A 25,995-nucleotide genomic window follows, 5' to 3' on the forward strand; every position below is an offset into this window, starting at 1 on the left:
TAACGCCATGCGAATACGCCTATAATGCGCCCCACTTTTTTGGCCCTCCCTGGGAGTTCCCCCATGAGCTACAGCAAGATCCCGGCTGGCAAAGACCTGCCGAACGACATCTACGTCGCCATCGAGATCCCGGCCAATCACGCGCCGATCAAATACGAAATCGACCACGACACCGATTGCCTGATGGTCGACCGTTTCATGGCCACCCCGATGTTCTACCCGGCCAACTACGGTTTCATCCCGCACACCCTGGCTGACGACGGCGACCCCCTCGACGTGCTGGTCGTGACCCCCTACCCGGTCGCTCCGGGTTCGGTGATCCGCGCGCGTCCGGTCGGCGTACTGCACATGAGCGACGAAGCCGGCGGCGACGCCAAGCTGGTTGCCGTACCGCACGACAAACTGACCGTTCTGTACAAGGACGTTCAGGAATACACCGACCTGCCCGCGCTGCTGATCGAACAGATCAAGCACTTCTTCGAGAACTACAAGGATCTCGAGAAGGGCAAGTGGGTCAAGGTAGAAGGCTGGGGCGGCGCTGAAGAAGCCCGCGGCCTGATCAACAAGGCAGTCGCGGCTTATCAAAAATAAGCCCTGACCACCTCCGAAAAGCCGGCCACAAGCCGGCTTTTTTATTGCCTTTCGCTTCAGGCCGACGGTACAAATTCGCTACTTTCAGGCAAAACGGCCATGCGCCGGTATGCTGTAATCGATCACCACACCTGACCCGCCAGGCCCAAGGGACATGATGAACCTGACCGTACGCAATCGAATCATTGGCAGCTTCCTGCTGATCATCGCCATTCTGGCCCTGCTGGCAGGCGCCTCGTATCTGCGCCTGGCGCAGATCGAGAAAGGCACGCAGAGCATGCTCGATGACTCCGTTCCGGGTGCCTACTACATCAACAAGACGCAGAACGAGTGGGCGCGGCACATGCTGGAAACCCGCCGCACCCTGGTCGACCTGGTAACGCGCTCGGACTCGATGGTAATGACCGCCCACCAGGAGGAGTTCGCCAGAATCGAAAGCAGCCTGGTGGAACTGCTCAAGCAGTACCAGCAGACGGTGCGCATGGCCAGCGACCGCGCCCTCATCGAACGCTTCGAGCAGCAGGCCCAGCAGTACCTGCGCCAGCATGTGCAGTTGCGGGAAATGCTGCAGCAGGCCACGCCACAGGAGGCCAGCCAGTTCAGCATCCAGAACGTCTTCCCGGCCTGGGACCAGGCGCAGCAGGTGCTCGACGAGCTGGTCGAGAACAATCGCGTGCAGTCGGACCACGCCGCGCGCTCGATCCGCGATGAAGTGCTCGGCCTGAAGATCGACCTGCTGCTGGCCGTGCTGCTGGCGATCATCGCCTCGGCAGTCTGTGGCTGGCTGCTGGTGCGCGCCATCACCCGCCCGGTCGACCTGATCGTCAACGGCCTGAAGGCGCTGGAAAGCGGCGACCTGTCGATGAAGCTGGAGCTGCATCGACGCGACGAGTTCAATGCCATCGAGCTGGGTTTCAACAGCATGGTGGGCGAGCTGAAGACCCTGGTCGGCAGCGCCCAGCGCTCGGCGGTGCAGATGACCACCTCGGTCACCGAGATCGCCGCCACCTCGCGTCAGCAGCAGGCGACCGCCACCGAGACCGCCGCCACCACCACCGAGATCGGCGCCACCTCACGCGAGATCGCCGCCACCTCGCGCGACCTGGTGCGGACCATGGGCGAGGTGTCCGACAACGCGGAGCAGACCTCGATCCTCGCCGGCACCGGCCAGCTGGGCCTGGCGCGCATGGAGGAAATCATGCACCAGGTGATGGGCGCGGCCGACGTGGTCAACGGCAAGCTGTCGATCCTCAACGAGAAGGCCGGCAACATCACCCAGGTGGTCACCACCATCGTCAAGGTGGCCGACCAGACCAACCTGCTCTCGCTGAATGCCGCCATCGAAGCGGAGAAGGCCGGCGAGTACGGCAAGGGCTTCGCCGTGGTGGCCATCGAGGTGCGCCGCCTGGCGGACCAGACGGCAGTGGCCACCTATGACATCGAGCAGATGGTGCGCGAGATCCAGTCCGCCGTCTCGGCCGGGGTCATGGGCATGGACAAGTTCTCCGAGGAAGTGCGCCGTGGCATCGGCGAGATGACCCAGATGGGTGATCAGCTCAGCCAGATCATCCAGCAGGTCCAGGCCCTGGCACCGCGCATCCAGATGGTCAACGAAGGCATGCAGGCGCAGTCCACCGGGGCCGAGCAGATCAACCAGGCGCTGGTGCAGCTCAGCGAGGCCAGCAGCCAGACCGTCGACTCGCTGCGCCAGGCCGGCGCCGCCATCGACGAGCTCAACCAGGTGGCCAACAACCTGCGTGTTGGCGTCAGTCGCTTCAAGGTCTGAACATGCCGGTTTCCAGCAAGGCCCAGGCCGGCGAACTGCACCTGCAGTTCCAGCTCGGCGACGACCGTTATGCCCTCCCGGCGCAGGAGGTGGTCGAAGTGCTGCCGCTGCGGCGCCTGAAGCAGGTGCCCGAGGCGCCGGCCTGGGTAGCCGGGGTGTTCGAGCATCGCGGCCGGGTCACCCCGGTGATCGACCTCAGTCGCCGGGTGCTGGGCCGCCCCGCCCTGCCCCGCAGCAGCACGCGCGTGGTGCTGGTGCGCTTCGATCCGCAGCTGGGCGAGCGCTCCCCGGTGCTCGGGCTGATACTGGAGCAGGCCACCGATACCCTGCGCCTGCCGGCCGAGGCCTTCAAGGCCAGCGGCCTGGAAGCCAGCCAGCCCGGTTACCTGGGCCCGCTGCAACGCGACGCCCGCGGCATGATCCAGCGCATCGAAGTCGGCGGCCTGCTCGACGACGAGATGCGCGCCCTGCTGTTCCAGCAGCCGGCACAGGGCTGAGGCCATGATCGAGCATATCGAACGCCTGCTGAAGAGCCGCATCGGCCTGGATGCCGAATCGGTGGGGCGCAGCGTGATCGAACGTGCCGTGCGCCAGCGCATGAATCAGCTCGGCCAGGACGACCTGGAAGGCTACTGGACCACGCTCGGCGGCTCGCCGCGCGAGCAGCAGGCCCTGGTCGAGGCCGTGGTGGTGCCGGAGACCTGGTTCTTCCGCTATCCGGAGTCGTTCAACGCACTCGCCAGCCTGGCCCTGGAGCGCCATGCGCAACTGCACGGCGCACGTCCGTTGCGCCTGATCAGCCTGCCCTGTTCCAGCGGCGAAGAGCCCTGCTCGATCGCCATGACGCTGCTCGACAGCGGCCTCATGCCCCAGCAATTCCAGATCGACGCCCTGGACGTCAGTGACAAGGTGCTGGAGCAGGCCCGCGCCGGCCTCTACGGGCGCAATTCATTCCGCGGCGACGCCCTGGACTTTCGCCAGCGCTACTTCCGCGAGCAGCCAGGTGGTGGTTTCCTCCTCGATGAGCGGGTGCGCAACTGCATCAGGCTGCGCACCGGCAACCTGCTCGACAGCAACCTGTTCGCGGGCGAGCCGGCCTATGACTTCATCTTCTGCCGCAACCTGCTGATCTATTTCGACCGTCCCACCCAGGTGCGCGTGCTGGAGCTGCTCAAGCGCCAGCTGCAGGGCGACGGCATGCTGTTCATCGGCCCTGCCGAAGCCAGCCTGGCCAGCCAGAACGGCCTGCAGGCGCTGGGGCGGCAACAGACCTTCGCCTTCCGCCTGGCCCCGGCCAAACCCGCCAGGAGCGTGCCCGGCCGGGGCACCGTCAGCCGCGCGCGCCCGCTCCCGACGCCGCCGATCCGCCCGCAGCCGCCGGCCAGGCCCCGCGCCACGCCCAAGGCCGTGGTCACCGCCGCGCCCCAGGTCGCTGCCGTAGACATCTGGGCCGAGGTCGCCAGCCTGGCCAATGCCGGGCGCACCGACGAAGCGCGCCAGCGCAGCGAGCAGCACCTGCAACAGAGCGGCCCCAGCGCCACCGCCTATTACTGGCTGGGCCTGCTGAGCGATTCGGCAGGCCGCAGCGACCAGGCATGCGCCTACTACCGCAAGGCGATCTATCTCGAACCGCAGCACCGCGAAGCCCTGACGCACCTGGCCGCGCACCTGGAATCCCAGGGTGATCTGGCCGGCGCACAGCGCCTGTACCGACGCGCCCAGAACCCCGAGGTAGGCGAACGTGACTGACCACGACCTGCTCCAGAGCCAACCCGCCGTCGACGACTGCTGGAACCGTATCGGCGTGTTTGGCGACAAGCGCTGCGAGCGCCTGGAGCGCCACATCCACTGCCGTAACTGCGAGGTCTACGGGGCCGCCGCCATCGCCCTGCTCGACCGCTACGGCAGCAGCCTGGAGCGCGACGCTGACGACTACGGCCAGGGCGAGGCGCAGGAACCCGTTGGCGAACAACGCTCACTGCTGATCTTCCGCCTCGGCGAACAATGGCTGGCCATCGCCACCCGCTGCCTGGCCGAGGTGATGCCGGTGTCGCCGATCCACAGCCTGCCGCACCGCAAGAGCACCGGCCTGCTGGGCGTGACCAACGTGCGCGGCACGCTGGTCGCCTGCCTGTCGCTGAGCGAGCTGCTCGATCTCGAAACGGACGACAGCCGACAGAACGGCCAGCGCGTCATCCCGCGCATGCTGATCCTGGAAAGCGGCAGCGGCCCGCTGGTCGTGCCGGTCGACGAAGTCAGCGGCATCCAGAAGATCCCGCTGGCACGCATCAGCAATGCCAAGCAGGATGACAAGCGAACCATCAGCCGCTTCACTGCCGGCGTCCTGCAATGGCGGGGACAGAGCATCACCCTGCTGAACGACGAGCAGTTGCTGCAGAACATGATCGGGAGCCTCGCGTGACACCGGACCAGATGAGGGATGCATCGCTGCTCGACCTGTTCCAGCTGGAGGCCGAGGCGCAGAAGCAGGTACTCGATACCGGCCTGCTGATTCTCGAACGCGACCCGAGCAACGCCGGCCAGCTGGAAGCCTGCATGCGTGCCGCGCACTCGCTCAAGGGCGCCGCGCGCATCGTCGGTCTGGACCATGGCGTGCAGGTCGCGCATGCGATGGAGGACCTGCTGGTCGCCGCCCAGGAGGGCCTGCTGCGTTTGCTGCCGGAGCATATCGACGCCCTGCTGCAGGGGTCCGACCTGCTCCTGCGCATCGGCCAGGCGCAGCAGGATGCCGACCTGGAGGCGCGCGTCGAGACCGTCACCAGCCGCTTGCAGGTGCTGCTTGGCAACGCCGTGCCGACGCTGCGCCCGCCGGCCGCCAGCCCCGAGGCGCAGGAAACGCCTGCCGAGGCGAGCGACGCCGCCGAGCCCGCCAGCGCACCGGCCAGCGCCACGCTCGAACCCGCCGTCCCGGAGGAGCGCACCAGCCGCGTGCTGCGGGTCTCGGCCGAGCGCTTCGACCACCTCATCGACCTCTCCGGCAAGTCGCTGGTGGAGTTCCAGCGCACCAAGCCGCTGAGCGAGTCGCTGCACCGCCTCAAGCGCCAGCAGGAGTCGGCCCGGCGCACCCTGGAAACCCTGCGCGAGCACCTGCTGGGCAGTGACCTGGATGCCACCGCCCAGGCGCTGTTCAACGAGAGCCGCAACCTGCTGATCGAGTGCCAGCAACAGTTGCAGGGCCACCAGGAACTGTTCGACGACTTCGTCTGGCACGGCGGCCAGCGTACCCAGCAGCTGTACGACCTGGCGCTGGCGTCGCGCATGCGCCCCTTCTCCGACGTGCTGACCGGACAGACGCGCATGCTGCGTGACCTGGGCCGCACGCTGGGCAAACAGATCCGCCTGGAGATCGAGGGCGAGAACACCCAGGTCGACCGCGACGTGCTGGAGCGCCTGGAGGCGCCACTGACCCACCTGCTGCGCAACGCCGTCGACCATGGCATCGAGCCGCCCGCCTTGCGCTCGCGCAAAGGCAAGCCGGCAGAGGGCGTGGTGCAGCTGCGCGCACGTCACCATGCCGGCATGCTGGTGCTGGAGGTCAGCGATGACGGCGCCGGCATCGACCTGCAGCGCGTCGCCGAGGCCGTGGTCAAGCGGCGCTTCGCCTCCGCCGAGCAGGTCGAGCAGATGACCGAGGAAGAGTTGCTGGCCTTCCTCTTCCTGCCTGGGTTCAGCATGAGCCAGCAGGTCACCGAAGTGTCCGGTCGCGGTGTCGGCCTCGACGTGGTGCAGCACGAGATTCGCCGCATGCGTGGCAACGTGCGCCTGCTGCAGCAGCCGGACCAGGGCTGCCTGTTCCACCTCGAGCTGCCACTGACGCTGTCGGTGGTGCGCGCCCTGGTGGTGACCATCGGCGGCGAGGCCTACGCCTTCCCGCTGGCCCAGATCGAACGCATGCTGCGCCTGCCGCGCAGCGCCATCGTCCAGCTCGAGGGCCGCCAGCACTTCTGGCTGGAGGACGAGCACGTCGGCCTGATCTCGGCGGCGCAGCTGCTGCAGCGCCAGGAAAAACAGGACGATGACGACAGCATTCCCATCGTCCTGATTCGCGATCGCGAGCAGTACCACGGCCTGGCGGTGGAAGCCTTCCTCGGTGAATTCACCCTGGTGCTGATGCCGCTGGATGCGCGCCTGGGCAAGGTGCGTGACGTGGCCGCCGGCGCGCTGCTGCACGACGGCACGCCGGTGCTGATCCTCGATGTCGATGACCTGCTCAACTCCGTGGGCAAGCTGCTAGGCACCGGCCACCTGGAGCGCGTCGACCATGCCAGCAACGCCCGTCAGACGGTGAGCAAGCGCGTTCTGGTGGTGGACGATTCGCTGACCGTGCGCGAGCTGGAGCGCAAGCTGCTGCTCAGTCGCGGCTACCAGGTCTCGGTGGCGGTCGACGGCATGGACGGCTGGAACGCGTTGCGCGCCGAGCACTTCGACCTGCTGATCACCGATATCGACATGCCACGTATGGACGGCATCGAGCTGGTCACCCAGGTCCGCCAGGACCCCCGCCTGCGCACCCTGCCGGTGATGGTGGTGTCCTACAAGGACCGCGAAGAGGATCGCCGCCGCGGCCTGGAAGCCGGCGCCGATTACTACCTGGCCAAGGCGAGCTTCCACGACGAAGCCCTGCTGGACGCCGTGCAGACCCTGATCGGCGGAGCCCGCGAATGAGGATTGCCATCGCCAACGACATGCCGCTGGCCGTCGAGGCCCTGCGCCGCGCCCTGGCTGCGGAGCCGGAGTACGAGCTGATCTGGGTCGCCAGTGACGGCGAAGAAGCCGTGCGCCGCTGCCACGACGACCTGCCGGACCTGCTGCTGATGGACATGCTGATGCCGGGCATGGACGGCGTGGAAGCGACCCGACGAATCATGCAGGACACGCCCTGCGCCATTCTCATCGTCACCTCCGATGTCGAGCGCAACATGGCGCGGGTGTTCGACGCCATGGGCGTCGGCGCACTCGATGTGGTCGCCGCCCCGTCACTCGGCCCGCAACTGGTGCTCGACGCCGCCAGCGTCCGGCGCAAGATCCACAACATCGCCTGGATGATCGGGCACAAGGCCTCGCGCACGGTCAAGCCGAGCGTCGTGCGCAAGAGCGACAACCGTGGCAAGCGCCTGGTCGCCATCGGCGCCTCGGCGGGTGGGCCGGCGTCGCTGGTGGAGCTGCTGCAGCAGATTCCCGCCGACTTCCCCGCCAGCATCGTGCTGGTCCAGCACGTTGACGAGGTGTTCGCCGCGGGCATGGCCCAGTGGCTCGCCAGCGAGGCGCACATGCCGGTACGCCTGGCCCGGGAAGGCGAAGTCCTGCAAGCGGGCGCCGTGCTGCTGGCCGGCACCAACAATCACCTGTACCTGGCCCCGGAAGGGCACCTGGTCTATCGACCGGAGCCGGTCGATCAGGTCTATCGGCCCTCTATCGATGTATTCTTCGAGAGCGTGGCCAACCACTGGCGCGGCGAGGCCATCGGCGTGCTGCTGACCGGCATGGGCCGTGACGGCGCCAGGGGTCTGAAGCAGATGCGCGAACGCGGCTTTCACACCATCGCCCAGGACCAGGCCAGCAGCGCCGTCTATGGCATGCCCAAGGCCGCCGTGGCACTCGACGCAGCAACGGAAGTGCTGCCCCTGAAACGGATCGCGGCACGCCTGGTCGAGTGCCTGGGCTGAGAATGCCAATTGGCGGCCAGAGTCGCCGCCCCCTTAACGAACACACCGGCGGAGACGCATTTATGCAAGGGCCTCAAGACAATCCGATTCACCATCATGGCCTGCCCGACTATTCGATGATGGTGCTGCTGGTCGATGACCAGGCCATGATCGGCGAGGCCGTGCGGCGTGCGTTGAGCGAAGAGAGCGATATCGACTTCCACTTCTGCTCCGACCCGCAGCAGGCCCTGAGCGTGGCTCAGCAGATCAGGCCGACGGTGATCCTGCAGGACCTGATCATGCCTGGCGTCGACGGCCTCGAACTGCTCTCCCAGTACCGTACCGCTGCGGGCCTGCGCGACGTGCCGATCATCGTCCTGTCGACCAAGGAAGACCCCAAGGTCAAGAGCGCCGCCTTCGCCGCCGGCGCCAACGATTACCTGGTCAAGTTGCCGGACGTCATCGAACTGCTGGCGCGCATTCGCTATCACTCGCGCTCCTACCTGACCCTGCTGCAACGCGACGAAGCCTACCGCGCCCTGCGCGAGAGCCAGCAGCAGCTGCTCGACACCAACCTGGTGCTGCAACGCCTGATCAAGTCCGATGGCCTCACCGCCCTGGCCAACCGCCGCTACTTCGACGAGTACCTGGAGATCGAGTGGAGCCGCGCGCAGCGCGACCAGAGCGAGCTGTCGCTGCTGATGATCGACGTCGACTACTTCAAGGCCTACAACGACCAGCACGGTCACGTGGCCGGCGACGAAGTGCTGCGCCAGGTCGGCGAGACCCTGCGCAGCAGTTGCACTCGCGCCAGCGACCTGGCCGCGCGCTACGGTGGTGAGGAATTCGCCGTGATCATGCCGGGCACCGCCATGGGTGGCGCCCGTCTGCAGGCGGAGAAGATCCGCCGTGCCGTCGAGGCCCTGGGCATCCCCCACGACCTGCCCAAGGCCGGCTCGTCGATCAGCGTCAGCATCGGCGTCGCCACCATCCGCCCCTCGGCGGAGCGCGCCCCGCTGAGCCTGGTGATCAAGGCGGACGAAGGCCTGTACCTGGCCAAGCACAGCGGTCGCAACCAGGTGGCGCAGGCGAGCGACACGACTGAGCGCTGAGGCCTCAGCGGCGGCGGGTCTGCCAGGCTGCCGCCAGGCCGCTCAGGCAGATGATCAGAATGCCGATCAGGGTGGTGCTGTCGGGCGTGTGACCGAACACCAGCATGCCCAGCAGGCCGGCAAAGATGATCTGCGCGTAGCCGAAAGGGGCCAGCAATGCAGGCGCCGCATGCCGGAAGGCATGGGTCAGCAGCAGGTGCGCCCCCATGCCGAAACCGCCCAGCGCCAGCATCATCAGCCCGTGGGTAAGACTAGGAACGTGCCAGAAGAACGGCACCAGCGCACTCATCACCAGGGTGTTGACCAGCCCGGCGAGAAAGTTGCTGGTGGTGGCGCTGTCCACTTCGCTCAGGCGCCGTGTCAGCAGCTGATAGAGGCTGAAACAGAAGGCAGCGCTGAACGGCAGCAGGACGGCGGGAGTGAACAGGTTGCCCCCCGGATGGACGATGACCAGCACGCCGACGAAGCCGACGCTGACCGCCAGCCACTGGCCCAGGCTGACGCGCTCACCGAGCAGCGGCACCGACAGCGCGGTGACCAGCAACGGCGCCAGGAAGATCACCGACGTCGCTTCCGCCAGGGGGATGAACATCAGCCCCGAGGTGAACAGCAGGCTGACGCCCAGCAGGCACAGCGCCCTGAGCACCTGCAGGCCGGGGCGCTTGGTGCGCAGCACGCGCAGCCCCGACTGCGGCAGGAAGATGCCCGCCATCAGCAGCGTATGCACCAGGTAGCGCGCCCAGACGATCAGAATGATCGGGTAGAACCCCGACAGGTACTTGGACATGGCGTCGTGGCTGGCGAACATGAACGTCGCCACGACCATGAGCGCGATCCCCTTGAAGGGGTGATTGGCGCCGGATAGCGGAAGGGAGGTCATTGGATACTCGACGCGCGGCGCGCCGCAAATGATTAGCAAGGCAACTAACTATAGGCCTGATAAAGGTCCCCGGCCAGCACCGTCGAGCACCTGTCCGCCCCGGCGCCACTTTGCGAGCGGACCTTGGTCGTACTTGGCTGACCGTACGGTCAGCCCTATGCTGCACTCTTTTTGTGCGAGCCTGCCCGATGTCCCTGTTCGATCTGCTGCTGTTGGCCCTCGCCGGTTTCGCCGCCGGCGGCATGAACGCCCTGGCGGGCGGTGGTACGTTCTTCTCCTTCCCCGCACTGCTCGCCGCCGGGCTGCCACCGGTGACCGCCAACGCGACCAACGCGGTGGCGCTGTGGCCCGCCAGCCTGGCCGGCGCCTGGGCCGCGCGTGCCTCGCTGCGCCCGCTGGGCTGCTACCTGCTGCCGTTGCTGGGTGCAGGCCTGGCCGGGGGCCTGCTCGGCGGCCTGTTGCTGCTGGCCGGCGGCGACGATGTATTCCGCGTGCTGATCCCCTGGCTGCTGCTGGCCGCCACCGCACTGTTCGCCGCCAGCCCCTGGCTGGGGCGCGCACTGGCGGCGCGGCGCAAGGAGGCCGAGCATCCGCCCCACACGCCGCTGTCGCTGGGGGCGCATATCGGCGTGTCGATCTATGGCGGCTACTTCGGTGCCGGCATGGGCATCCTGCAACTGGCGGCCTTCTCCATCGAGGGGCATCCGCTGGCCCGTGCCAATGCGCTGAAGAATCTGATTTCGGCCGTGATCTACAGCGTCGCCACCCTGACCTTCGTCATCGCCGGCCGCGTCAGCTGGTACGAGCTGGTCATCCTGCTCACCGGCGCCACCCTGGGTGGCTACGCAGGCGGCGCACTGGGCGAGAAACTGCCGCCCGCGCTGCTGCGCAGCTTCGTGATCCTGGTGGGCAGCGGCATGACCCTCTATTACTTCTGGAGCACCTACTTCTCCGCGTGATGAAGCGACTTCTTTGTAGGAGCGGCTTCAGCCGCGATGGCCGGTGGGTGCCTGGACAGCATCGCGGACAAAACGGAATGCCGCCCAGCCGCTCCTACAAGCGCCTATCGATCAGCCTCCTGATTTGCCCGAGAGGCGCGGCTCTGCTAGTGTCGCGCCCGTTCCAGAATCAGCGAGAACCCGCGCCATGGCCCGCAAGAAAGCCGCTCCCGACTTCGAACACTCCCTTGCCGAACTGCAGACGCTGGTCGAGCGCCTGGAGAGCGGCGAGCTGTCGCTGGAGGATTCGCTGACTGCGTTCGAGCAGGGCATTGGCCTGACCCGCGAATGCCAGGCTTCGCTGGCCCAGGCCGAGCAGAAGGTGCAGATCCTCCTCGAACGCGACGGTGAATTGCAGGCCGCGCCGTTCGACACGGACGAACAGGCATGATCACGAGCTACCAGAAGCGCTGCCAGAGCCGCGTCGACGCAGCGCTGGATGAACTGTTCCAGGCCCCGCGCGACGAACTCGAACGCCTCTACCAGGCCATGCGCTACAGCGTCATGAACGGCGGCAAGCGCGTGCGCCCACTGCTGGTCTATGCCGCCTGCGAAGCCCTGCAAGGCGATATCGAACGAGCCGATGGCGCCGCCTGTGCGGTGGAGCTGATCCACGCCTATTCGCTGGTCCACGACGACCTGCCGGCCATGGACGATGACGACCTGCGTCGCGGCCAGCCGACCACCCACAAGGCCTTCGACGAGGCGACCGCCATCCTCGCGGGCGACGGCCTGCAGAGCCTGGCCTTCGAAGTCCTCGCCGACCGCCGCCGCAACCCGCAGGACCCCGAGGTGCGCCTGCAGATGCTCAGTGCCCTGGGCGGTGCTGTCGGGCCAGCCGGCATGGTCGGCGGCCAGGCCATCGACCTCGGTTCGGTTGGACAGAAACTCGACCGCGAGGCGCTGGAAACCATGCACCGACACAAGACCGGCGCCCTGATCGAAGCCAGCGTGCTGCTGGGGGCCCTGGCCAGCGGCAAGGCCGACGACCTCAGCCTCAAGGCCCTGCTGCAATATGCCCGCGCCATCGGCCTGGCCTTCCAGGTGCAGGACGACATCCTCGACGTGGAGAGCGACACCGCCACCCTGGGCAAGACCCAGGGCAAGGACGAGGCCCACGACAAGCCCACCTACCCGGCCCTGCTCGGCCTCGACGCCGCCAAGGACTATGCCCTGGAGCTGCGCGACCAGGCGCTGCACGTGCTGCGCGCCTTCGGCAACAGCGCCGAACCGCTGCGCGAGCTGGCGCGCTACATCGTCGAGCGGCGCAGCTAGGCCGCTCTCGTGAAGGCGGCTGCCGCCGCGATCGCACCATCATTGTCATCTATGACCACATGATCGCCGCATGAGGCTTGCTTTACCCCTGCGCCCAGCCTCCTAAGATGGCTCCATAACGACAAGACGTCTGGAGCCGCCATGCCCTTCCCCGCCCTGCTCATCGCCAACCGTGGCGAGATCGCCATCCGCATTGCCCAGGCCTGTGCCGATCTCGGCATCCGCTCGGTGGCGGTGTTCGCCGAGGACGACGCGGCCGGGCTGCATACGCGCAAGGCCGACCTCGCCGTGGCACTCGAGGGACGCGGGGTGGCCGCTTACCTGGACATGGACCAGCTGATCGCCAGCGCCGTGGCGCAAGGCTGCACGGCGATCCACCCCGGCTACGGTTTTCTCGCCGAGAATGCCGAGTTCGCCCGGCGCTGCCAGGCGGCAGGCCTGACCTTCATCGGCCCGACGGCGGAGACCCTGCAGCTGTTCGGCGACAAGGCGGCGGCCCGCGCGCTTGCCCAGCGCTGCGATGTGGCGCTGGTGCCCGGCCTCAACCACGCCGTCACCCTGGAGCAGGCCGAGGCCTTCTTGCGCGAGCACGGCAGCGTGATGCTCAAGGCCCTGGCCGGTGGCGGCGGACGTGGCATGCGCGCGGTGGATGATCCGACGCAGCTGGCCGACGCCTTCGCCCGCTGCGCGTCGGAAGCCCTGGGCGCCTTCGGCAGCGGCGCGTTGTACGTGGAAAAACGCGTGTGCCGCGCCCGGCATATCGAGGTGCAGGTGCTCGGGGATGGCAGCGGTGCGGTCAGCCACCTGTGGGAGCGCGACTGCAGCCTGCAGCGGCGCCACCAGAAGCTGGTGGAAATCGCTCCCAGCCCGGACCTGGACGCCAGCACCCGCGACGCCATCATCGCCAGCGCCCTGCGCCTGGCTGCCGAAGTGCGCTACCTGGGCATCGGCACCTTCGAGTTCCTCCTCGACCTCGACCAGCCCGGGCACTTCTACTTCATGGAAGCCAACCCGCGCGTGCAGGTGGAGCACACCGTCACCGAGCAGGTCACCGGCATCGACCTGCTGCACAGCCAACTGCACCTGGCCGCCGGCGCAAGCCTGGCCGACCTGGGCCTGCTCGCACCGCCAGCAACCAACGGCTATGCCGTGCAGGTGCGCCTGAATCTGGAGTCGCTGCATGCCGATGGCAGCGCACGCCCGGCTGCCGGCGTGCTCAGCGCCTACCAGCCGCCGTCCGGTCCCGGCCTGCGCATCGATGGCTGCGGCTATGCCGGCCATGCCGTGAGCCCGGCCTACGATTCGCTGGTGGCCAAGCTGATCGCCAGCGCCAGCGACTACCCAGGCGCCCTGCGCCGCGCCTATCGCGGGCTCTGCGAGTTCCGCCTGGAAGGCGTGGCGAGCAACCTGCACCTGCTGCAGAACCTGCTGCAACGCGACGAGGTACGCGCCAATCAGGTCGACACCACCTATGTCGAACGTCATCTGGACACGCTGCTGGCGGCCCGCGAGCAGGCCCATCCGCATCGCTACTTCACCGGCGCCCAGGCCGCCAGCGATGCGCAACCGGAGGTCGATGCCCCGCCCGGCACCCTGGCGCTGCATGCGGCCAGTGCCGGTGTGCTGGTCAGCCTCTCGGTACGCGCCGGCGATGCCATCGCGGTGGGCCAGAACATCGCCGTGCTGGAGGCGATGAAGATGGAATTCGAGGTCAAGGCCGAGCACAGCGGCATCGTCCGCGCACTGGCCGTGACAGAGGGCAGCGCGGTAAGCGGGGGCCAGACGTTGCTGTTCGTCGAACCAGCCGAGGTCGATGGCGGCGCGCTGCACGGCGAGCAGGCCATCGACCTGGCTCACGTCCGCGCCGACCTGGCCGAAGTGCTCGAACGCCATGCCCGCCTGACCGACGCCCGCCGCCCCGAGGCCGTGGCCAAGCGCCGCAGGACTGGCCAGCGCACCGTGCGCGAGAACCTGGCGGACCTGCTCGACGCCGACAGCTTCATCGAATACGGCGCCATGGCCCTCGCCGCCCAGCGCCGCCGGCGTTCGCCCGAAGAGCTGCTGGAACTGAGCCCGGCCGACGGCCTGGTTGCCGGCATCGGCACCGTGGGCGCAGAACGCTTTGGCAGCGAGGCGGCGCGCTGCATGGCCATCGCCTACGACTACACCGTGTTCGCCGGCACCCAGGGGGTGATGAATCACAAGAAGACCGACCGCATGCTGGCGCTGGCCGAACAATGGCGCCTGCCCGTGGTGCTGTTCGCCGAAGGCGGCGGCGGCCGCCCGGGCGATACCGATTTCGTCGGCGTGGCCGGGCTGGACTGCCACACCTTCGTCGCCATGGCCAAGCTCTCCGGCCTGGTGCCGACGGTAGGGGTCGTGTCCGGGCGCTGCTTCGCCGGCAACGCCGCGTTGCTCGGCTGCTGCGACGTGATCATCGCTACGCGCAATGCCAGCATCGGCATGGCCGGCCCGGCGATGATCGAAGGCGGCGGCCTGGGCAGCTTCAAACCCGAGCAGGTCGGCCCGAGCAGCGTGCAGGGTCCCAACGGGGTGATCGACGTGCTGGTGGAGGACGAAGCCGAGGCGGTCGCCGTGGCCAGGCAGTACCTGGGCTACTTCCAGGGAGCGCTGAGCGACTGGCACGCCAGCGACAACCGCGAACTGCGCCACGTGATCCCGGAAAACCGCCTGCGCGTGTACGACATGCGCCAGGTCATCCAACTACTCGCCGACCAGCACAGCGTGCTGGAACTGCGCCGCCAGTTCGCCCCCGGGCTGATCACCGCGCTGATCCGCATCGAAGGCAAGCCCTTCGGCCTGATCGCCAACAACCCCGCGCACCTGGGCGGCGCCATCGATGCCGTGGCCGGCGACAAGGCCGCGCGCTTCCTGCAGCTGTGCGAGGCGCATGACCTGCCCGTGGTATCGCTGTGCGACACCCCCGGTTTCATGGTAGGCCCGGAGGCGGAGAAGCAGGCCACGGTGCGCCATGTCTCGCGCCTGTTTGTCAGCGCCGCCAGCCTCACGGTGCCCTTCTTCACCCTGGTGCTGCGCAAGGGCTACGGCCTTGGTGCCCAGGCCATGGCGGCGGGCAGCTTCCACTCACCGCTGTTCACCGCCGCCTGGCCCAGTGCCGAGTTCGGCGCCATGGGTCTGGAGGGTGCCGTGCGCCTGGGGTTCGCCAAGGAGCTGGCCGCCCAGCCGGACGAGGCCGCACGCCAGGCCCTGTTCGACAAGCTGGTGGCCAAGGCCTACGACAACGGCAAGGCCCTGAACATGGCCAGCTACCTGGAGATCGATGCCGTGATCGATCCGGCCGACAGCCGCGCCTGGCTGCTGCGTGGCCTCAATGCGGCGCCACGCCCACCCCGGCGTGAGGGCAAGAAGCGTCCCTTCATCGACACCTGGTAAACACCCATGCACATCGAACATCGTCTGCTCGCCGTGAACGGCATCGAACTCAGCCTGTACAGCGCCGGTCCCGAGCACGGCCGGCCGGTGTGGCTGCTGCACGGTTTTCCCGAATGCTGGTACGCCTGGCACCCGCAGATCGAGGCGCTGGCCAGTGCCGGCTACCGCGTGTTCGCCCCGGAGATGCGCGGCTATGGCGCCAGCAGCGCGCCGAGCGATCCTGCAGCCTACGACCTGCTCAGCCTGTGCGGCGACATCCAGGCGGCCATGGACCTGCTCGGCCAGCGCGAGGTCGCTGTGGTCGGCCATGACTGGGGCGCGCCGGTGGCCTGGCATCTGGCCCTGCTCGAGCCGCAACGGGTCAGAGCCCTGGGCGCACTGTCGGTGCCCTTCGGCGGCAGGCCGAAACGCCCGGCCATCGAGATGATGCGCGAGGCCTACGCCGGACGCTTCCACTACATCCTCTACTTCCAGCAGCCGGGGCTGGCCGAGGCCGAACTGGACGCGGACATCGGCCGCAGCCTGCGCCTGCTGCTCGGCGGCCTGGGCGATGCCCTGCTGGCAACGGACAAACCGGCCGATGCGCGGCTGTTCGACGGGATGCCGGCCGACATCCCGCTGCCGCCCTGGTGCAGCGAGGCGACGTTCGCCCACTACCTGCGCACCTTCGAACGCCACGGCTTTCGCGGCGCGCTGAACTGGTACCGCAACTTCGAGCGCAACTGGCAACGCACCGAGCATCTGGCCGCACTTCAGGTGACGCAGCCAACGCTGTTCCTGCTCGGCGAACACGACCCGGTCGGCCGTTTCGAGGCACCGACGCTCAAGCGCATGGGCGACAAGGTGCCGCACCTGGAACGCCACGACCTGCCGGGCGCCGGCCACTGGCTGCAGGCCGAGTGCGGCGAGCGGGTGAGCGAACTGCTGCTGGCGTTTCTCGCGCGGCACTACCGCTGACGGCGATCTGGTCAGCGGATTGGGCTGTTTTCCTGGCATCAGGTAAACTGCCGCATCTTTTACACCTATAACGATTCGCCTGATGCCGACCACTTTCCACGAGATCCCCCGCGAGCGCCCGTTGACGCCCTTGCTGGACAGCGCCAATACGCCGGACGAACTGCGTCGCCTGGCCGAAGCGGACCTGGAAACCCTCGCCGACGAGCTGCGCCAGTACCTGCTCTACAGCGTCGGCCAGAGTGGCGGTCACTTCGGTGCCGGCCTCGGCGTGATCGAACTGACCATCGCCCTGCACTACGTCTTCGATACGCCCGACGACCGCCTGGTGTGGGACGTCGGCCATCAGGCCTATCCGCACAAGATCCTCACCGGTCGCCGTGAGCGCATGGGCACGCTGCGCCAGCGTGACGGCCTGGCCGCCTTCCCGCGTCGCAGCGAGAGCGAGTACGACACCTTCGGCGTCGGCCACTCCAGCACCAGCATCAGTGCCGCCCTCGGCATGGCCATCGCCGCCCGCCTGAAGGGCGAGAAGCGCAAGAGCGTGGCGGTGATCGGCGATGGCGCCCTGACCGCCGGCATGGCCTTCGAAGCGCTCAACCATGCCACCGACGTCGGCGCCAACATGCTGGTGATCCTCAACGACAACGACATGTCGATCTCCAAGAACGTCGGCGGCCTGTCCAACTACCTGGCCAAGATCATCTCCAGCCGCACCTACGCCAGCATGCGCGAAGGCAGCAAGAAGATGCTTTCGCGCCTGCCCGGTGCCTGGGAAATCGCGCGCAAGGTCGAGGAGCACGCCAAGGGCATGCTGGTGCCCGGCACCCTGTTCGAGGAGCTGGGCTGGAACTATGTCGGCCCCATCGACGGCCACGACCTGCCGACCCTGCTGGCCACCCTGCGCAACATGCGCGACCTGGACGGCCCGCAGTTCCTCCACGTGGTGACCAAGAAGGGCAAGGGCTTCGCGCCGGCCGAGGCCGACCCGATCGGCTATCACGCCATCACCAAGCTGGAGCCGGTGACACCGCCGGCCGCAGCGCTCTCCAGCCCGAAGCGGCCGAGCGGTCCGAAGTACTCCAACGTGTTCGGCCAGTGGCTGTGCGACATGGCCGAGGCCGATGAGCGCCTGGTCGGCATTACCCCGGCGATGAAGGAAGGCTCCGACCTGGTGGCCTTCAGCGAGCGCTTCCCCGAGCGCTACTTCGATGTCGCCATCGCCGAACAGCATGCCGTGACCCTGGCGGCCGGCATGGCCTGCGAGGGCGCCAAGCCGGTGGTGGCGATCTACTCCACCTTCCTCCAGCGCGCCTATGACCAGCTGATCCATGACGTGGCCGTGCAGCACCTCGACGTGCTGTTCGCCATCGACCGCGCCGGCCTGGTCGGCGAAGACGGCCCGACCCATGCCGGCAGCTTCGACCTGTCGTACCTGCGCTGCATCCCCGGCATGCTGGTGATGACGCCGAGCGACGAGAACGAGATGCGCCGCATGCTCACCACCGGCCACCTGTTCGACGGCCCGGCAGCCGTGCGCTACCCGCGTGGTACCGGCCCCAACGCCCCGCTCGATGCGGGCCTCGAACCGCTGGAAATCGGCAAGGCCGTGGTCCGTCGCCAGGGCAAGCGCGTCGCCCTGCTGGCCTTCGGTGTGCAACTGGCCGAAGCCCTGCGGGTTGGCGAGACGCTGGACGCCAGCGTGGTCGACATGCGCTTCGTCAAACCGCTGGACGAAGCCCTGCTGCGTGAGCTGGCCGACAGCCATGAGCTGCTGGTGACCCTCGAGGAAAACGCCGTGATGGGCGGTGCCGGCAGCGCGGTCAGCGAATTCTTCGCCGCCGAGAACCGCCAGGTGTCGATGCTGCACCTCGGCCTGCCGGACTACTACGTCGAGCATGCCAAGCCCAGCCAGATGCTCGCCGAGTGCGGCCTGGACGATGCCGGCATCGAACGCGCGGTACGCGAACGCCTGAACCTGCTCTGAGCATGAGCCCCGCTCATCGCCGAATGAGCCGGGCTTGCTTGTCATGCCGCTGCGCGCGCACTAAGGTGCGCGCACTTCATGTTCCGCCAGGGTGCGCTGCGCAAGCGGCGTCAGCAAGCCGTTGAAAAAACGCCAACGCAGGTAGTTTTCAACGGTCTGCTGAACGGGAAGTCGGTGCGCTCTCCATGAGCAATCCCGACGCTGCCCCCGCAACGGTAATCGACTGCAAGCATCACGCTTGTCCCTATCCAACCGCCACTGGGAGCCCCCGGGAAGGCGGATAGGGGTCGAGAGCCCGGAGACCGGCCAAGGCGGATCGACTGGTGTTGCGGAGGGCAGCACGGTCAAGCGCCGCCCACGCGCTGGCTGCTGTCCTCCTCGAAAGTCTGCCGACCTTGAGGAAATCATCATGAGAGCGTCTCGCCTGGCCCTGGCCATTGCTGTCCTGCCTGGCCTGTCACTGGCCAGCGAACCCTACGTGGCCGAGCCCCTGGTCATCACCTCGGGCCGCATGCCCGAACCGCAAGCCCAGGCCACGGCGGCCAGCACCGTGTTCGAGCGAGCGGATATCGAGCGTTTGCAGGTCAGCAGCGTTGCAGAGCTGCTGCAGCGCGTTCCCGGTCTTAGCGTCGTCCGCACTGGCGGTACTGGCAGCCAGACGGGCGTGTTTCTGCGCGGCACCAGCACGGCACAAACGCTGGTGCTGGTCGATGGCCAACGCATCGCCGCGGCATCCAGTGGTACCAGCAGCCTGGAGTTTCTCGCCCCCGAGCAGATCGAGCGTATCGAGGTCGTGCGTGGCGCCCGTTCGGCACTCTACGGCTCCGATGCCATCGGTGGGGTGATACAGATTTTCACCCGCAAGGGCGATGACCAGGGGCTCGCCCCTTACGTGCGCCTGGCAGCCGGCAGCGACAGTACCTACCAGCGCAGCCTTGGTCTTTCCGGTGGCGATGAGCGCACCCGCTTTCACCTGGGCGCTGCACTGGACGAGACGGCCGGTATCGACGCGACCCGCGACGGTTTCGGCGCCAATGGCGACGACGATGCCTACCGCAACCGCTCACTGAGCCTGAGTCTGTCGCACCGCTTCGATGACAGCCTGCAGATCGGTTTCAACCTGCTCGACCAGCGTGGCCAGGTGGAGTACGACGATGTCTTCAGCGGCTCGCTGCCGACTACCGACTACCTGCTCAGCAGCGCTTCCGGCTTCATCGACGCACAGCTCAGCGATAGCTGGAGCAGTCGCCTGGAGCTGGGCCACAGCGAAGACAAACGCGATAGCGGCAATGATCAACCGGGTGGCTCAGTCAGCCAGTTCAACACATACCGTGACGCCGCCAACTGGCTGAACACGCTGACACTCACCGAGAACCATCAGTTGCTGCTGGGCTTGGACTGGTACGAGGATCGAGCCCAGGGCACCACGGACTTCGTCGAGGATTCGCGCTGGAACCGCGCAGCCTTCATCCAGCATCGTTATAGCGGGGAAAACTTTTCCACCGAGATCGGCTTGCGCCATGACGACAACCAGCAGTTCGGCGACGAAAACACCTGGAATGCGGCACTGACTCTGCCGCTGGACAACGCCAACGATCTGATTCTGTCGTATAGCGAAGGCTTCCGCGCGCCAACCTTCAATGACCTGTATTACCCGGACTTCTGCTTCGGCAGCATGTGTTTCCCCAGTGCAAACCCCGAGCTCACCCCGGAACGCTCCAAGAGCTACGAACTGCAATGGCGCAGCCGGTACAGCGACACAGGCTCGCTGCAGGCCTCCGTGTACCGAACCGAGATCGAAGATGCCATCGTTCTGGACGAGAACTTCATTCCGCAGAACGTCCAGACTGCCCGGATCAATGGTTTCGAGGCCGCAGTGCAGCAGGAACTGTTCGGCTGGCAAGGCAACCTGGCCCTGGCCCTGATCGACCCGCGCGATCGCGACAGCGGTCATACCCTGCAACGTCGCGCCAAACGCACGCTGACGCTGGATATCGACCGCCGCTTCGGTGACGTGTCGATTGGCGCTGGCTGGCGTGCGCTCAGTGGTCGTTACGACGATGCCGAGAACCAGATCAGGATGAGCGGCTACGGCCTGCTCAGCCTGCGCGCAGCCTGGCAGGCCACCCAGGAACTGGGGCTGAGCCTGAAGCTGGATAACCTGCTGGACCGGGACTACGCAGAAGCCACGTACAGCACGCCCAACGGGCGCTTCGGCTACAACAGTGCCGGACGCACCGCACTGTTCGCCGTAACCTGGACGCCGCAGATCTGATGTCGATGCACTGCTCGCGTAGGGTGGGTTAGCGGCGCCGAACGCCTATCTGGCAAGCGCCGATGAACGGGAGCGCCGCGTAACCCACCAGCGATGGAACGCATGGCAGCGGTGGTGGGTTAGCGCCACATCGAGCGCAACCCACGCCAGCAACATCCACAGGCGGCCAAGCCTCCCTGCGGAAGCACTGCACGTCCCGTGGCACTAACGCGCCCCGGCCATCCGCTCGCACAACTGCTCGATCGCCCCGAGCATCTGCAGACTGGGCCGTTCCAGGCCCTTGTCCGGCACCGTCCATACCTGGCCCTGGCGCACGGCATGCAGCTGCGGCCAGGCCTGCCAGGCGCTCAGTTCGGCATTGCTGCCGCCCAGGATGATGTCCGGATCGCGCGCCAGCACGGCCTCCACGCTGACCTGTGGCGCAGGCTGCGGCAGCTCGGCGAAGAGGTTCCGTGCGCCGCACACCTGCAGCGCATCGCCGATCAACTGTTCGCCACCGATGGTGTACAGCGGCTGATGCCAGATCTGATAGAACACCGCCAGCGGTCGTTCGCGCCGATAGCGCTGACGCAGCGCCGCCAGCCGCTCGCGAAACTCGGCGGCCAGGCGCTCGCCCTGTTCCGCCCGGCCCACCCGCTGGCCAATCTGCACGAAGGCATCACCCAGCAGGTCGAGGCGGGCCGGTTCGATCACCAGCAGCGGGATGTCGAAACGCTGCAACTGCGCCTGCTGTGCCGGCGGCACGCTGCCCGGGGCGATCAGGATCAGGTCGGGGGCGAGCTGCAGCAGGCGCTCGAATTCGAGCTGACCATAACGGCCGACCGTCGGCAGATGGGCCACGCCGGCGGGCTGCTGTTCCCCTTCGAGCACACCGACCAGGCGGTCGCCAGCGCCCAGGTCGAGCATGATTTCGCTGAGCGAAGGCGCCAGGCTGATCACCCGCTCGGCAGCCGGCAGTGGTAGCGCCAGCACGCACAGGGTCAGCAGCAGCGCGCGCATCAGCCCAGTTGGCGGGGAATGCGATAGAGACAGTGCAGCACGATGGACGACAGCGCCAGGAGCATCAGGGGAATCGCCTCGAGCCCGGCGAGTACCGCCAGCGCCGCGATCCAGGCGGGCAACGCGGCAGCGAGCAGCGCGCGCAGGCGCACACGATCCAGCTCCAGCCAGGCAGCCGCTTCGTCATCGCTGTCGAGGGCCTTCTCGGTGGCCACCAGGGCGCGCTTGTAGGCGGCGAACAGCGGCAGGCTGACGAACATCGCGGCCAGGCCGGCGACGAACAGCGGCATGGTCAGCACCGTGGTGCTCCCGCCGCCGAACAGCAGGTTGAACACGACAAGCGGCGCCAGTGCGACGCCCAGCTGACGCCACCAGGCCAGCGCCAGGCGGCGCTTCACCTGGCCTCGGGTCACAGGCTTTCCTCGGTCTCGCCCTGGTGCTGGTTACCCAGCATGTGGCCGAGCTTGCCGGCCTTGGTGGCGAGATAACGCTTGTTGTAGGGGTTGTGCGCGATCTGCAGCGGCACACGGTGATCCACGGCGATGCCCATGTCGCCCAGGGCTTTCACCTTGCGCGGGTTGTTGGTCATCAGCTTGAGGCTCTGGATGCCCAGGTGTTCGAGCATCGGCAGGCAGATCGCGTAGTCGCGCTGGTCGGCACCGAAGCCCAGGCGCTCGTTGGCCTCAACGGTATCGGCGCCACCGTCCTGCAGCTCATAGGCGCGAATCTTGTTCAGCAGGCCGATGCCACGGCCTTCCTGACGCAGATAGAGCAGCACGCCACGACCTTCGTTGGCGATGGCCTGCAATGCCGCCTGCAGCTGAGCCCCGCAGTCGCAGCGCAGGCTGAACAGGGCGTCACCGGTCAAGCATTCGGAATGCAGCCGCCCCAGCACCGGTGCGCCGTCGGCCACTTCGCCGAAGGTCAGGGCGACGTGCTCCTTGCCGGTCGCTTCATCGAGGAAGCCGTGCATGGTGAACACACCGAAGGGGGTGGGCAGTTGGGAGGCGGCGACAAACACGACGGACACCGGATACTCCTAGCAATGAGTACGAAACAGGGCCGGCATTGTATCAGCAGCCCCCGCTGGCAGGTCAGTCAGAATTGCCGATCATCAGTATCGAGAGAAATGATCGACTATCCCGGCGCTGGGCTCAGTGCTTCGACTCCAGCACCAGCATGCCCTGCTCCTCGCGCCAGCCAACCCGTCCGAGGAAGCTCATGCCCAGCAGGGCATCGCTGGGCGCGCTGCCTTCGAGCACCACGGCCTCGACGCCAAGCACCTCGAGATCGCCGACCTTGACCCGGTCGAGCTTCACCCGCCAGCCACGGGTGACGCCGCTGGCGGTGCTGACCTGCATGGGGCGCCCGGAAACCCGGTAATCGATCCCCAGACGCCTGGCATGCGCGTCGTTGAGCGCGACGCTGGTGGCACCGGTATCGACCAGGAACTGCACCGTCTGGCCATTGACCGAGCCCGCCACCCAGTAGTGGCCGCCAATGCCCTTGGCGATGCTCAGGCGCTTGCGCACCGGCTCGGCGAACCCGGCGCTGTATTCGCGGCTGAGCGGATACATGCGCTCGACGCCATCCACGCGCAGCAGCGCGCCCTGCTTGTCGACGTTGACCACCTGGACGCCGCCCGGGCCGGTCTGCCCGACGCGCACCATCTTGCGCTGGCCATCGACGTTGAGCACCGCCGCCCCCGGAAACAGGCCGACCACCTGCACCTGCGAAGCAGCCCAGGCAAGGCCCGAGCACAACAGCACGAGGGCGACAAGACAGTGGCGTAGCAGCATGAGCAGTGGTCTCCCGGCTCAGTCGAATGGGTAAGGTTGATGCCAGTGCGTGAAGATCGGCCGCAGTTCGCCACTGGCGATCAGCGCGGCCATGCGCCGGTCATACAGCTCGGCCAGGGCGTGACCACGCGGTGTGTCGGCAAAGCCGAGGAACAACGGCAGGCGGGTCAGCTCGGTCAGGCGATAACGCTCCGGATGGCTGGCAGCCTTGAGCACGTACTCGGCCTCGGGACGCGCATCGATGTAGAAGTCCGCATGCCCGAGGTCGAGCATGCCGAGAATACCGCCACGCCGCTGCACTTCCCGGTAATCGTGCACATTCGGCAGATATTCCTGATATTCGTAGCCACGCACCCAGACCAGCCGGTACTGGCCGAGGCTCTCCAGCGTCGGCACCGGCTTGTCCTCGAGGCTCAGCGCGACGATACGGTCGGTGTCGTAATGGTGCTTGGGGTAGAACACCCTGTCCTCGACCTCATCGCGGTAGGAGCCGACCCAGGCATCCGCCTCGTTGCGTTGCACCAGCCCCACCGAACGGGTGTAGGGCACGCTGTGGATGGCCAGGCTCACGCCCTCCGGCTCGAAGACCTTGCGCATGATGTCCCAGCCCAGGCCCGTACCATCCGCCTCGGTGTACGCCTCCCAGACCTCGCTGGCCAGACGTATCTCGTGCGGCAGATCATCCCGAGCCTGGGCGCAGGTCATGCTGCCCAGCATCAGCAGCAGGCACAGCCATCCGTGTCTAATCCGCATCGCAGCCCCTCAGAAACCCAGCACGGCCCCATACCTGTCCCAGCCCCAGACCAGCCCCTGCATGGCCAGCCAGGCGAACACCCCGGCGATGATGTCGTCGAGCATGATGCCCACACCACCGTGCACGTGACGATCGATCCAGCGGATCGGCCAGGGTTTGACGATGTCGAACAGGCGGAACATGAGAAAGCCTAGCAGCAACCAGAGCCAACCCTCGGGCACCAGCCAGAGGGTGATCCACATGCCGACCATTTCGTCCCAGACGATGCCCTCGTGGTCATGCACACGCAGGTCGTCGGCGACCTTGCCGCACAGCCAGAAGCCGAACAGCATGGTCACCCCGAGCATCAGCCAGTAGCCCCAGTCGGGCAGCATCTGCCACAGCGGCACGAACGGCAGCGCCACCAGCGAGCCCCAGGTGCCGGGCGCCTTGGGCAGGGTTCCGGAGCCGAAGCCGAAGGCGATGAAATGCCAGGGATTGCGCCATACCGAGGGCGGCACGTATTCGGCGGGAACCTGGTTGGGGTGATCGGTCACGCGCACTCCGTCCTGTCAGAAATGTTGGTAGCCGCCGCGTGGCGACTCGATGGGCTGGCCGTTCGCATCCAGCAACTGCACGCCACTGCCCGCCAGCACGCGGCCGATGGCCCGTACCTCGGGCCAGTCTGCCTGCAGTTCGTCGAACAAGGCCGGCGGTAGGGTAAAGGCCAGGCGGTAGTCGTCGCCACCACTGAGCGCGCAGACCCGCGCCTGCTGCTCGCCGGCGAAAGCACGCAGCGGCGCCGACAATGGCAGCCGCTCCAGCTCGATCTGCAAGGCGACCTGCGACGCGCTGGCGATGTGTCCGCAATCGGCGAGCAGGCCATCGGAGATATCCAGCGCCGCCGTGGCACGCCCGCGCAGCGCCTGGCCGAGGGCCAGCTGTGGCTGCGGTGACCAGTAGCGGGCCAGCAACGCTGCGCCACTGTCGTCCTCCGCCTCGCGCTGCCCGAGCACCAGCGGCAAGGCACCGGCGGCATCGCCCAGCTCACCGCCCACGCAGAGCAGGTCGCCGACCTGTGCGCCGCTGCGCAGCAGCGCCTGCCCGGCCGGCACACGACCGAACACGGTCAGTGTCAGGCTCAGCGGGCCGCGCGTGGTGTCGCCACCGACCAGCGCCAGCGCGCAGTCCTGCGCCATGACCTGCAAGCCACGGGCGAAGTCGGCCAGCCAGGCATCGCTGGCATCCGGCAGGGTGATGGCGAGGGTGAACGCCAGTGGCGTAGCGCCCATGGCGGCCAGGTCACTGGCAGACACGGCCAGCGCGCGCTGGCCGAGCAGGAAGGCATCGCAGGCCTCGGGGAAGTGCACCCCGGCAACCAGCGTGTCGGTGGAGATCGCCAGCTGTTCGCCGGCAGGCACGCTCAGCAGCGCGCAGTCATCACCGATGCCGCGCACCACGCCATCACCCTGTCGGGCACACAGGGCGCTGGCGAAGTAGCGGCGGATCAGCTCGAACTCACCCAC

The 25,995-nt window shown here is 67.3% G+C and carries 23 protein-coding genes and 1 riboswitch; of the genes, 15 read left to right on the plus strand and 8 right to left on the minus strand.

Features of this window, described 5'->3' with window-relative positions:
• Nucleotides 1-63: 63 nt before the first annotated feature.
• The 8 genes from ppa (at nt 64) to EPK82_RS03340 (ending at nt 9,155) form a co-directional block, all read left to right on the plus strand.
• On the plus strand, nt 64-591 hold the full coding sequence (gene ppa, locus EPK82_RS03305) for an inorganic diphosphatase (RefSeq protein ID WP_013717208.1): 528 nt from the start codon (nt 64-66) through the stop codon (nt 589-591).
• A 154-nt stretch (nt 592-745) separates the two neighbouring features.
• Nucleotides 746-2,377 carry a methyl-accepting chemotaxis protein gene (locus EPK82_RS03310; RefSeq protein ID WP_134675780.1) on the plus strand — a complete coding sequence of 544 codons (1,632 nt, stop codon included), beginning with the start codon at nt 746-748 and terminating at the stop codon, nt 2,375-2,377.
• Nucleotides 2,378-2,379: 2 nt separating this feature from the next.
• Nucleotides 2,380-2,874: a chemotaxis protein CheW gene (locus EPK82_RS03315; RefSeq protein ID WP_134675781.1), complete on the plus strand. Its 495-nt coding sequence runs from the start codon at nt 2,380-2,382 to the stop codon at nt 2,872-2,874.
• 4 nt (nt 2,875-2,878) lie between these two features.
• On the plus strand, nt 2,879-4,126 hold the full coding sequence (locus tag EPK82_RS03320) for a CheR family methyltransferase (RefSeq protein WP_134675782.1): 1,248 nt from the start codon (nt 2,879-2,881) through the stop codon (nt 4,124-4,126).
• Nucleotides 4,119-4,799: a chemotaxis protein CheW gene (locus EPK82_RS03325; protein WP_134675783.1), complete on the plus strand. Its 681-nt coding sequence runs from the start codon at nt 4,119-4,121 to the stop codon at nt 4,797-4,799. The genes EPK82_RS03320 and EPK82_RS03325 overlap by 8 nt, the downstream gene beginning before the upstream one ends.
• Nucleotides 4,796-7,063 (plus strand): hybrid sensor histidine kinase/response regulator, encoded by a 2,268-nt coding sequence (locus EPK82_RS03330; RefSeq protein WP_134675784.1) that lies wholly within the window; start codon nt 4,796-4,798, stop codon nt 7,061-7,063. The genes EPK82_RS03325 and EPK82_RS03330 overlap by 4 nt, the downstream gene beginning before the upstream one ends.
• On the plus strand, nt 7,060-8,064 hold the full coding sequence (gene cheB / locus EPK82_RS03335; RefSeq protein WP_134675785.1) for a chemotaxis response regulator protein-glutamate methylesterase: 1,005 nt from the start codon (nt 7,060-7,062) through the stop codon (nt 8,062-8,064). Before EPK82_RS03330 ends, cheB begins: the two co-directional genes overlap by 4 nt.
• Before the next feature lie 62 nt (nt 8,065-8,126).
• Nucleotides 8,127-9,155, plus strand: coding sequence for a response regulator (locus EPK82_RS03340; protein WP_134675786.1), 1,029 nt, complete (start codon nt 8,127-8,129; stop codon nt 9,153-9,155).
• Nucleotides 9,156-9,159: 4 nt separating this feature from the next.
• Here the strand turns inward: EPK82_RS03340 and EPK82_RS03345 are convergent, their stop codons facing one another.
• Nucleotides 9,160-10,035: a DMT family transporter gene (locus tag EPK82_RS03345; protein ID WP_134675787.1), complete on the minus strand. Its 876-nt coding sequence runs from the start codon at nt 10,033-10,035 to the stop codon at nt 9,160-9,162.
• 188 nt (nt 10,036-10,223) lie between these two features.
• Between EPK82_RS03345 and EPK82_RS03350 the strand changes: the two genes are divergently transcribed.
• The 7 genes from EPK82_RS03350 to EPK82_RS03380 all read left to right on the plus strand — a co-directional run bounded on the left by EPK82_RS03350 (nt 10,224) and on the right by EPK82_RS03380 (nt 20,938).
• Nucleotides 10,224-10,994 carry a sulfite exporter TauE/SafE family protein gene (locus tag EPK82_RS03350; protein WP_134675788.1) on the plus strand — a complete coding sequence of 257 codons (771 nt, stop codon included), beginning with the start codon at nt 10,224-10,226 and terminating at the stop codon, nt 10,992-10,994.
• 187 nt (nt 10,995-11,181) lie between these two features.
• Nucleotides 11,182-11,424 carry an exodeoxyribonuclease VII small subunit gene (locus EPK82_RS03355; protein WP_037055831.1) on the plus strand — a complete coding sequence of 81 codons (243 nt, stop codon included), beginning with the start codon at nt 11,182-11,184 and terminating at the stop codon, nt 11,422-11,424.
• Nucleotides 11,421-12,308 carry a polyprenyl synthetase family protein gene (locus EPK82_RS03360; protein ID WP_134675789.1) on the plus strand — a complete coding sequence of 296 codons (888 nt, stop codon included), beginning with the start codon at nt 11,421-11,423 and terminating at the stop codon, nt 12,306-12,308. Before EPK82_RS03355 ends, EPK82_RS03360 begins: the two co-directional genes overlap by 4 nt.
• Nucleotides 12,309-12,449: 141 nt before the next feature.
• Nucleotides 12,450-15,722 carry an acetyl-CoA carboxylase family protein gene (locus EPK82_RS03365; protein WP_134675790.1) on the plus strand — a complete coding sequence of 1,091 codons (3,273 nt, stop codon included), beginning with the start codon at nt 12,450-12,452 and terminating at the stop codon, nt 15,720-15,722.
• A gap of 6 nt (nt 15,723-15,728) precedes the next feature.
• Nucleotides 15,729-16,679: an alpha/beta fold hydrolase gene (locus EPK82_RS03370; protein ID WP_134675791.1), complete on the plus strand. Its 951-nt coding sequence runs from the start codon at nt 15,729-15,731 to the stop codon at nt 16,677-16,679.
• A gap of 82 nt (nt 16,680-16,761) precedes the next feature.
• Nucleotides 16,762-18,663 (plus strand): 1-deoxy-D-xylulose-5-phosphate synthase, encoded by a 1,902-nt coding sequence (dxs, locus tag EPK82_RS03375; protein WP_037055825.1) that lies wholly within the window; start codon nt 16,762-16,764, stop codon nt 18,661-18,663.
• Nucleotides 18,664-18,785: 122 nt separating this feature from the next.
• A riboswitch (cobalamin riboswitch) is annotated at nt 18,786-18,988 on the plus strand.
• Between the two features lie 84 nt (nt 18,989-19,072).
• Nucleotides 19,073-20,938, plus strand: coding sequence for a TonB-dependent receptor domain-containing protein (locus EPK82_RS03380; protein ID WP_134675792.1), 1,866 nt, complete (start codon nt 19,073-19,075; stop codon nt 20,936-20,938).
• A gap of 204 nt (nt 20,939-21,142) precedes the next feature.
• Here EPK82_RS03380 and EPK82_RS03385 read toward each other — a convergent pair whose 3' ends face one another.
• The 7 genes from EPK82_RS03385 to thiL form a co-directional block, all read right to left on the minus strand.
• Entirely contained in the window at nt 21,143-21,937 is a 795-nt protein-coding gene (locus EPK82_RS03385) for a cobalamin-binding protein (RefSeq protein WP_134675793.1), read from the minus strand.
• The gene (locus EPK82_RS03390) at nt 21,937-22,350 is read right to left on the minus strand and encodes a hypothetical protein (RefSeq protein WP_037055817.1); all 414 of its coding nucleotides are present in this window, start codon (nt 22,348-22,350) and stop codon (nt 21,937-21,939) included. The genes EPK82_RS03385 and EPK82_RS03390 overlap by 1 nt, the downstream gene beginning before the upstream one ends.
• Nucleotides 22,347-22,967, minus strand: coding sequence for a GTP cyclohydrolase II (ribA, locus tag EPK82_RS03395; RefSeq protein WP_037055814.1), 621 nt, complete (start codon nt 22,965-22,967; stop codon nt 22,347-22,349). Before ribA ends, EPK82_RS03390 begins: the two co-directional genes overlap by 4 nt.
• Nucleotides 22,968-23,091: 124 nt before the next feature.
• The gene (locus tag EPK82_RS03400; RefSeq protein ID WP_134675794.1) at nt 23,092-23,736 is read right to left on the minus strand and encodes a retropepsin-like aspartic protease family protein; all 645 of its coding nucleotides are present in this window, start codon (nt 23,734-23,736) and stop codon (nt 23,092-23,094) included.
• Nucleotides 23,737-23,754: 18 nt separating this feature from the next.
• Complete coding sequence (locus EPK82_RS03405; RefSeq protein WP_037055809.1) at nt 23,755-24,489, minus strand: substrate-binding periplasmic protein; 735 nt, start codon at nt 24,487-24,489, stop codon at nt 23,755-23,757.
• A gap of 9 nt (nt 24,490-24,498) precedes the next feature.
• Complete coding sequence (locus tag EPK82_RS03410; protein ID WP_037055806.1) at nt 24,499-25,026, minus strand: phosphatidylglycerophosphatase A family protein; 528 nt, start codon at nt 25,024-25,026, stop codon at nt 24,499-24,501.
• Between the two features lie 15 nt (nt 25,027-25,041).
• Nucleotides 25,042-25,995: a thiamine-phosphate kinase gene (gene thiL / locus EPK82_RS03415; RefSeq protein WP_134675795.1), complete on the minus strand. Its 954-nt coding sequence runs from the start codon at nt 25,993-25,995 to the stop codon at nt 25,042-25,044.

Origin of the sequence: Ectopseudomonas khazarica (genome assembly GCF_004521985.1) — a bacterium.
Taxonomy (GTDB): Bacteria; Pseudomonadota; Gammaproteobacteria; order Pseudomonadales; family Pseudomonadaceae; genus Aquipseudomonas; species Aquipseudomonas khazarica.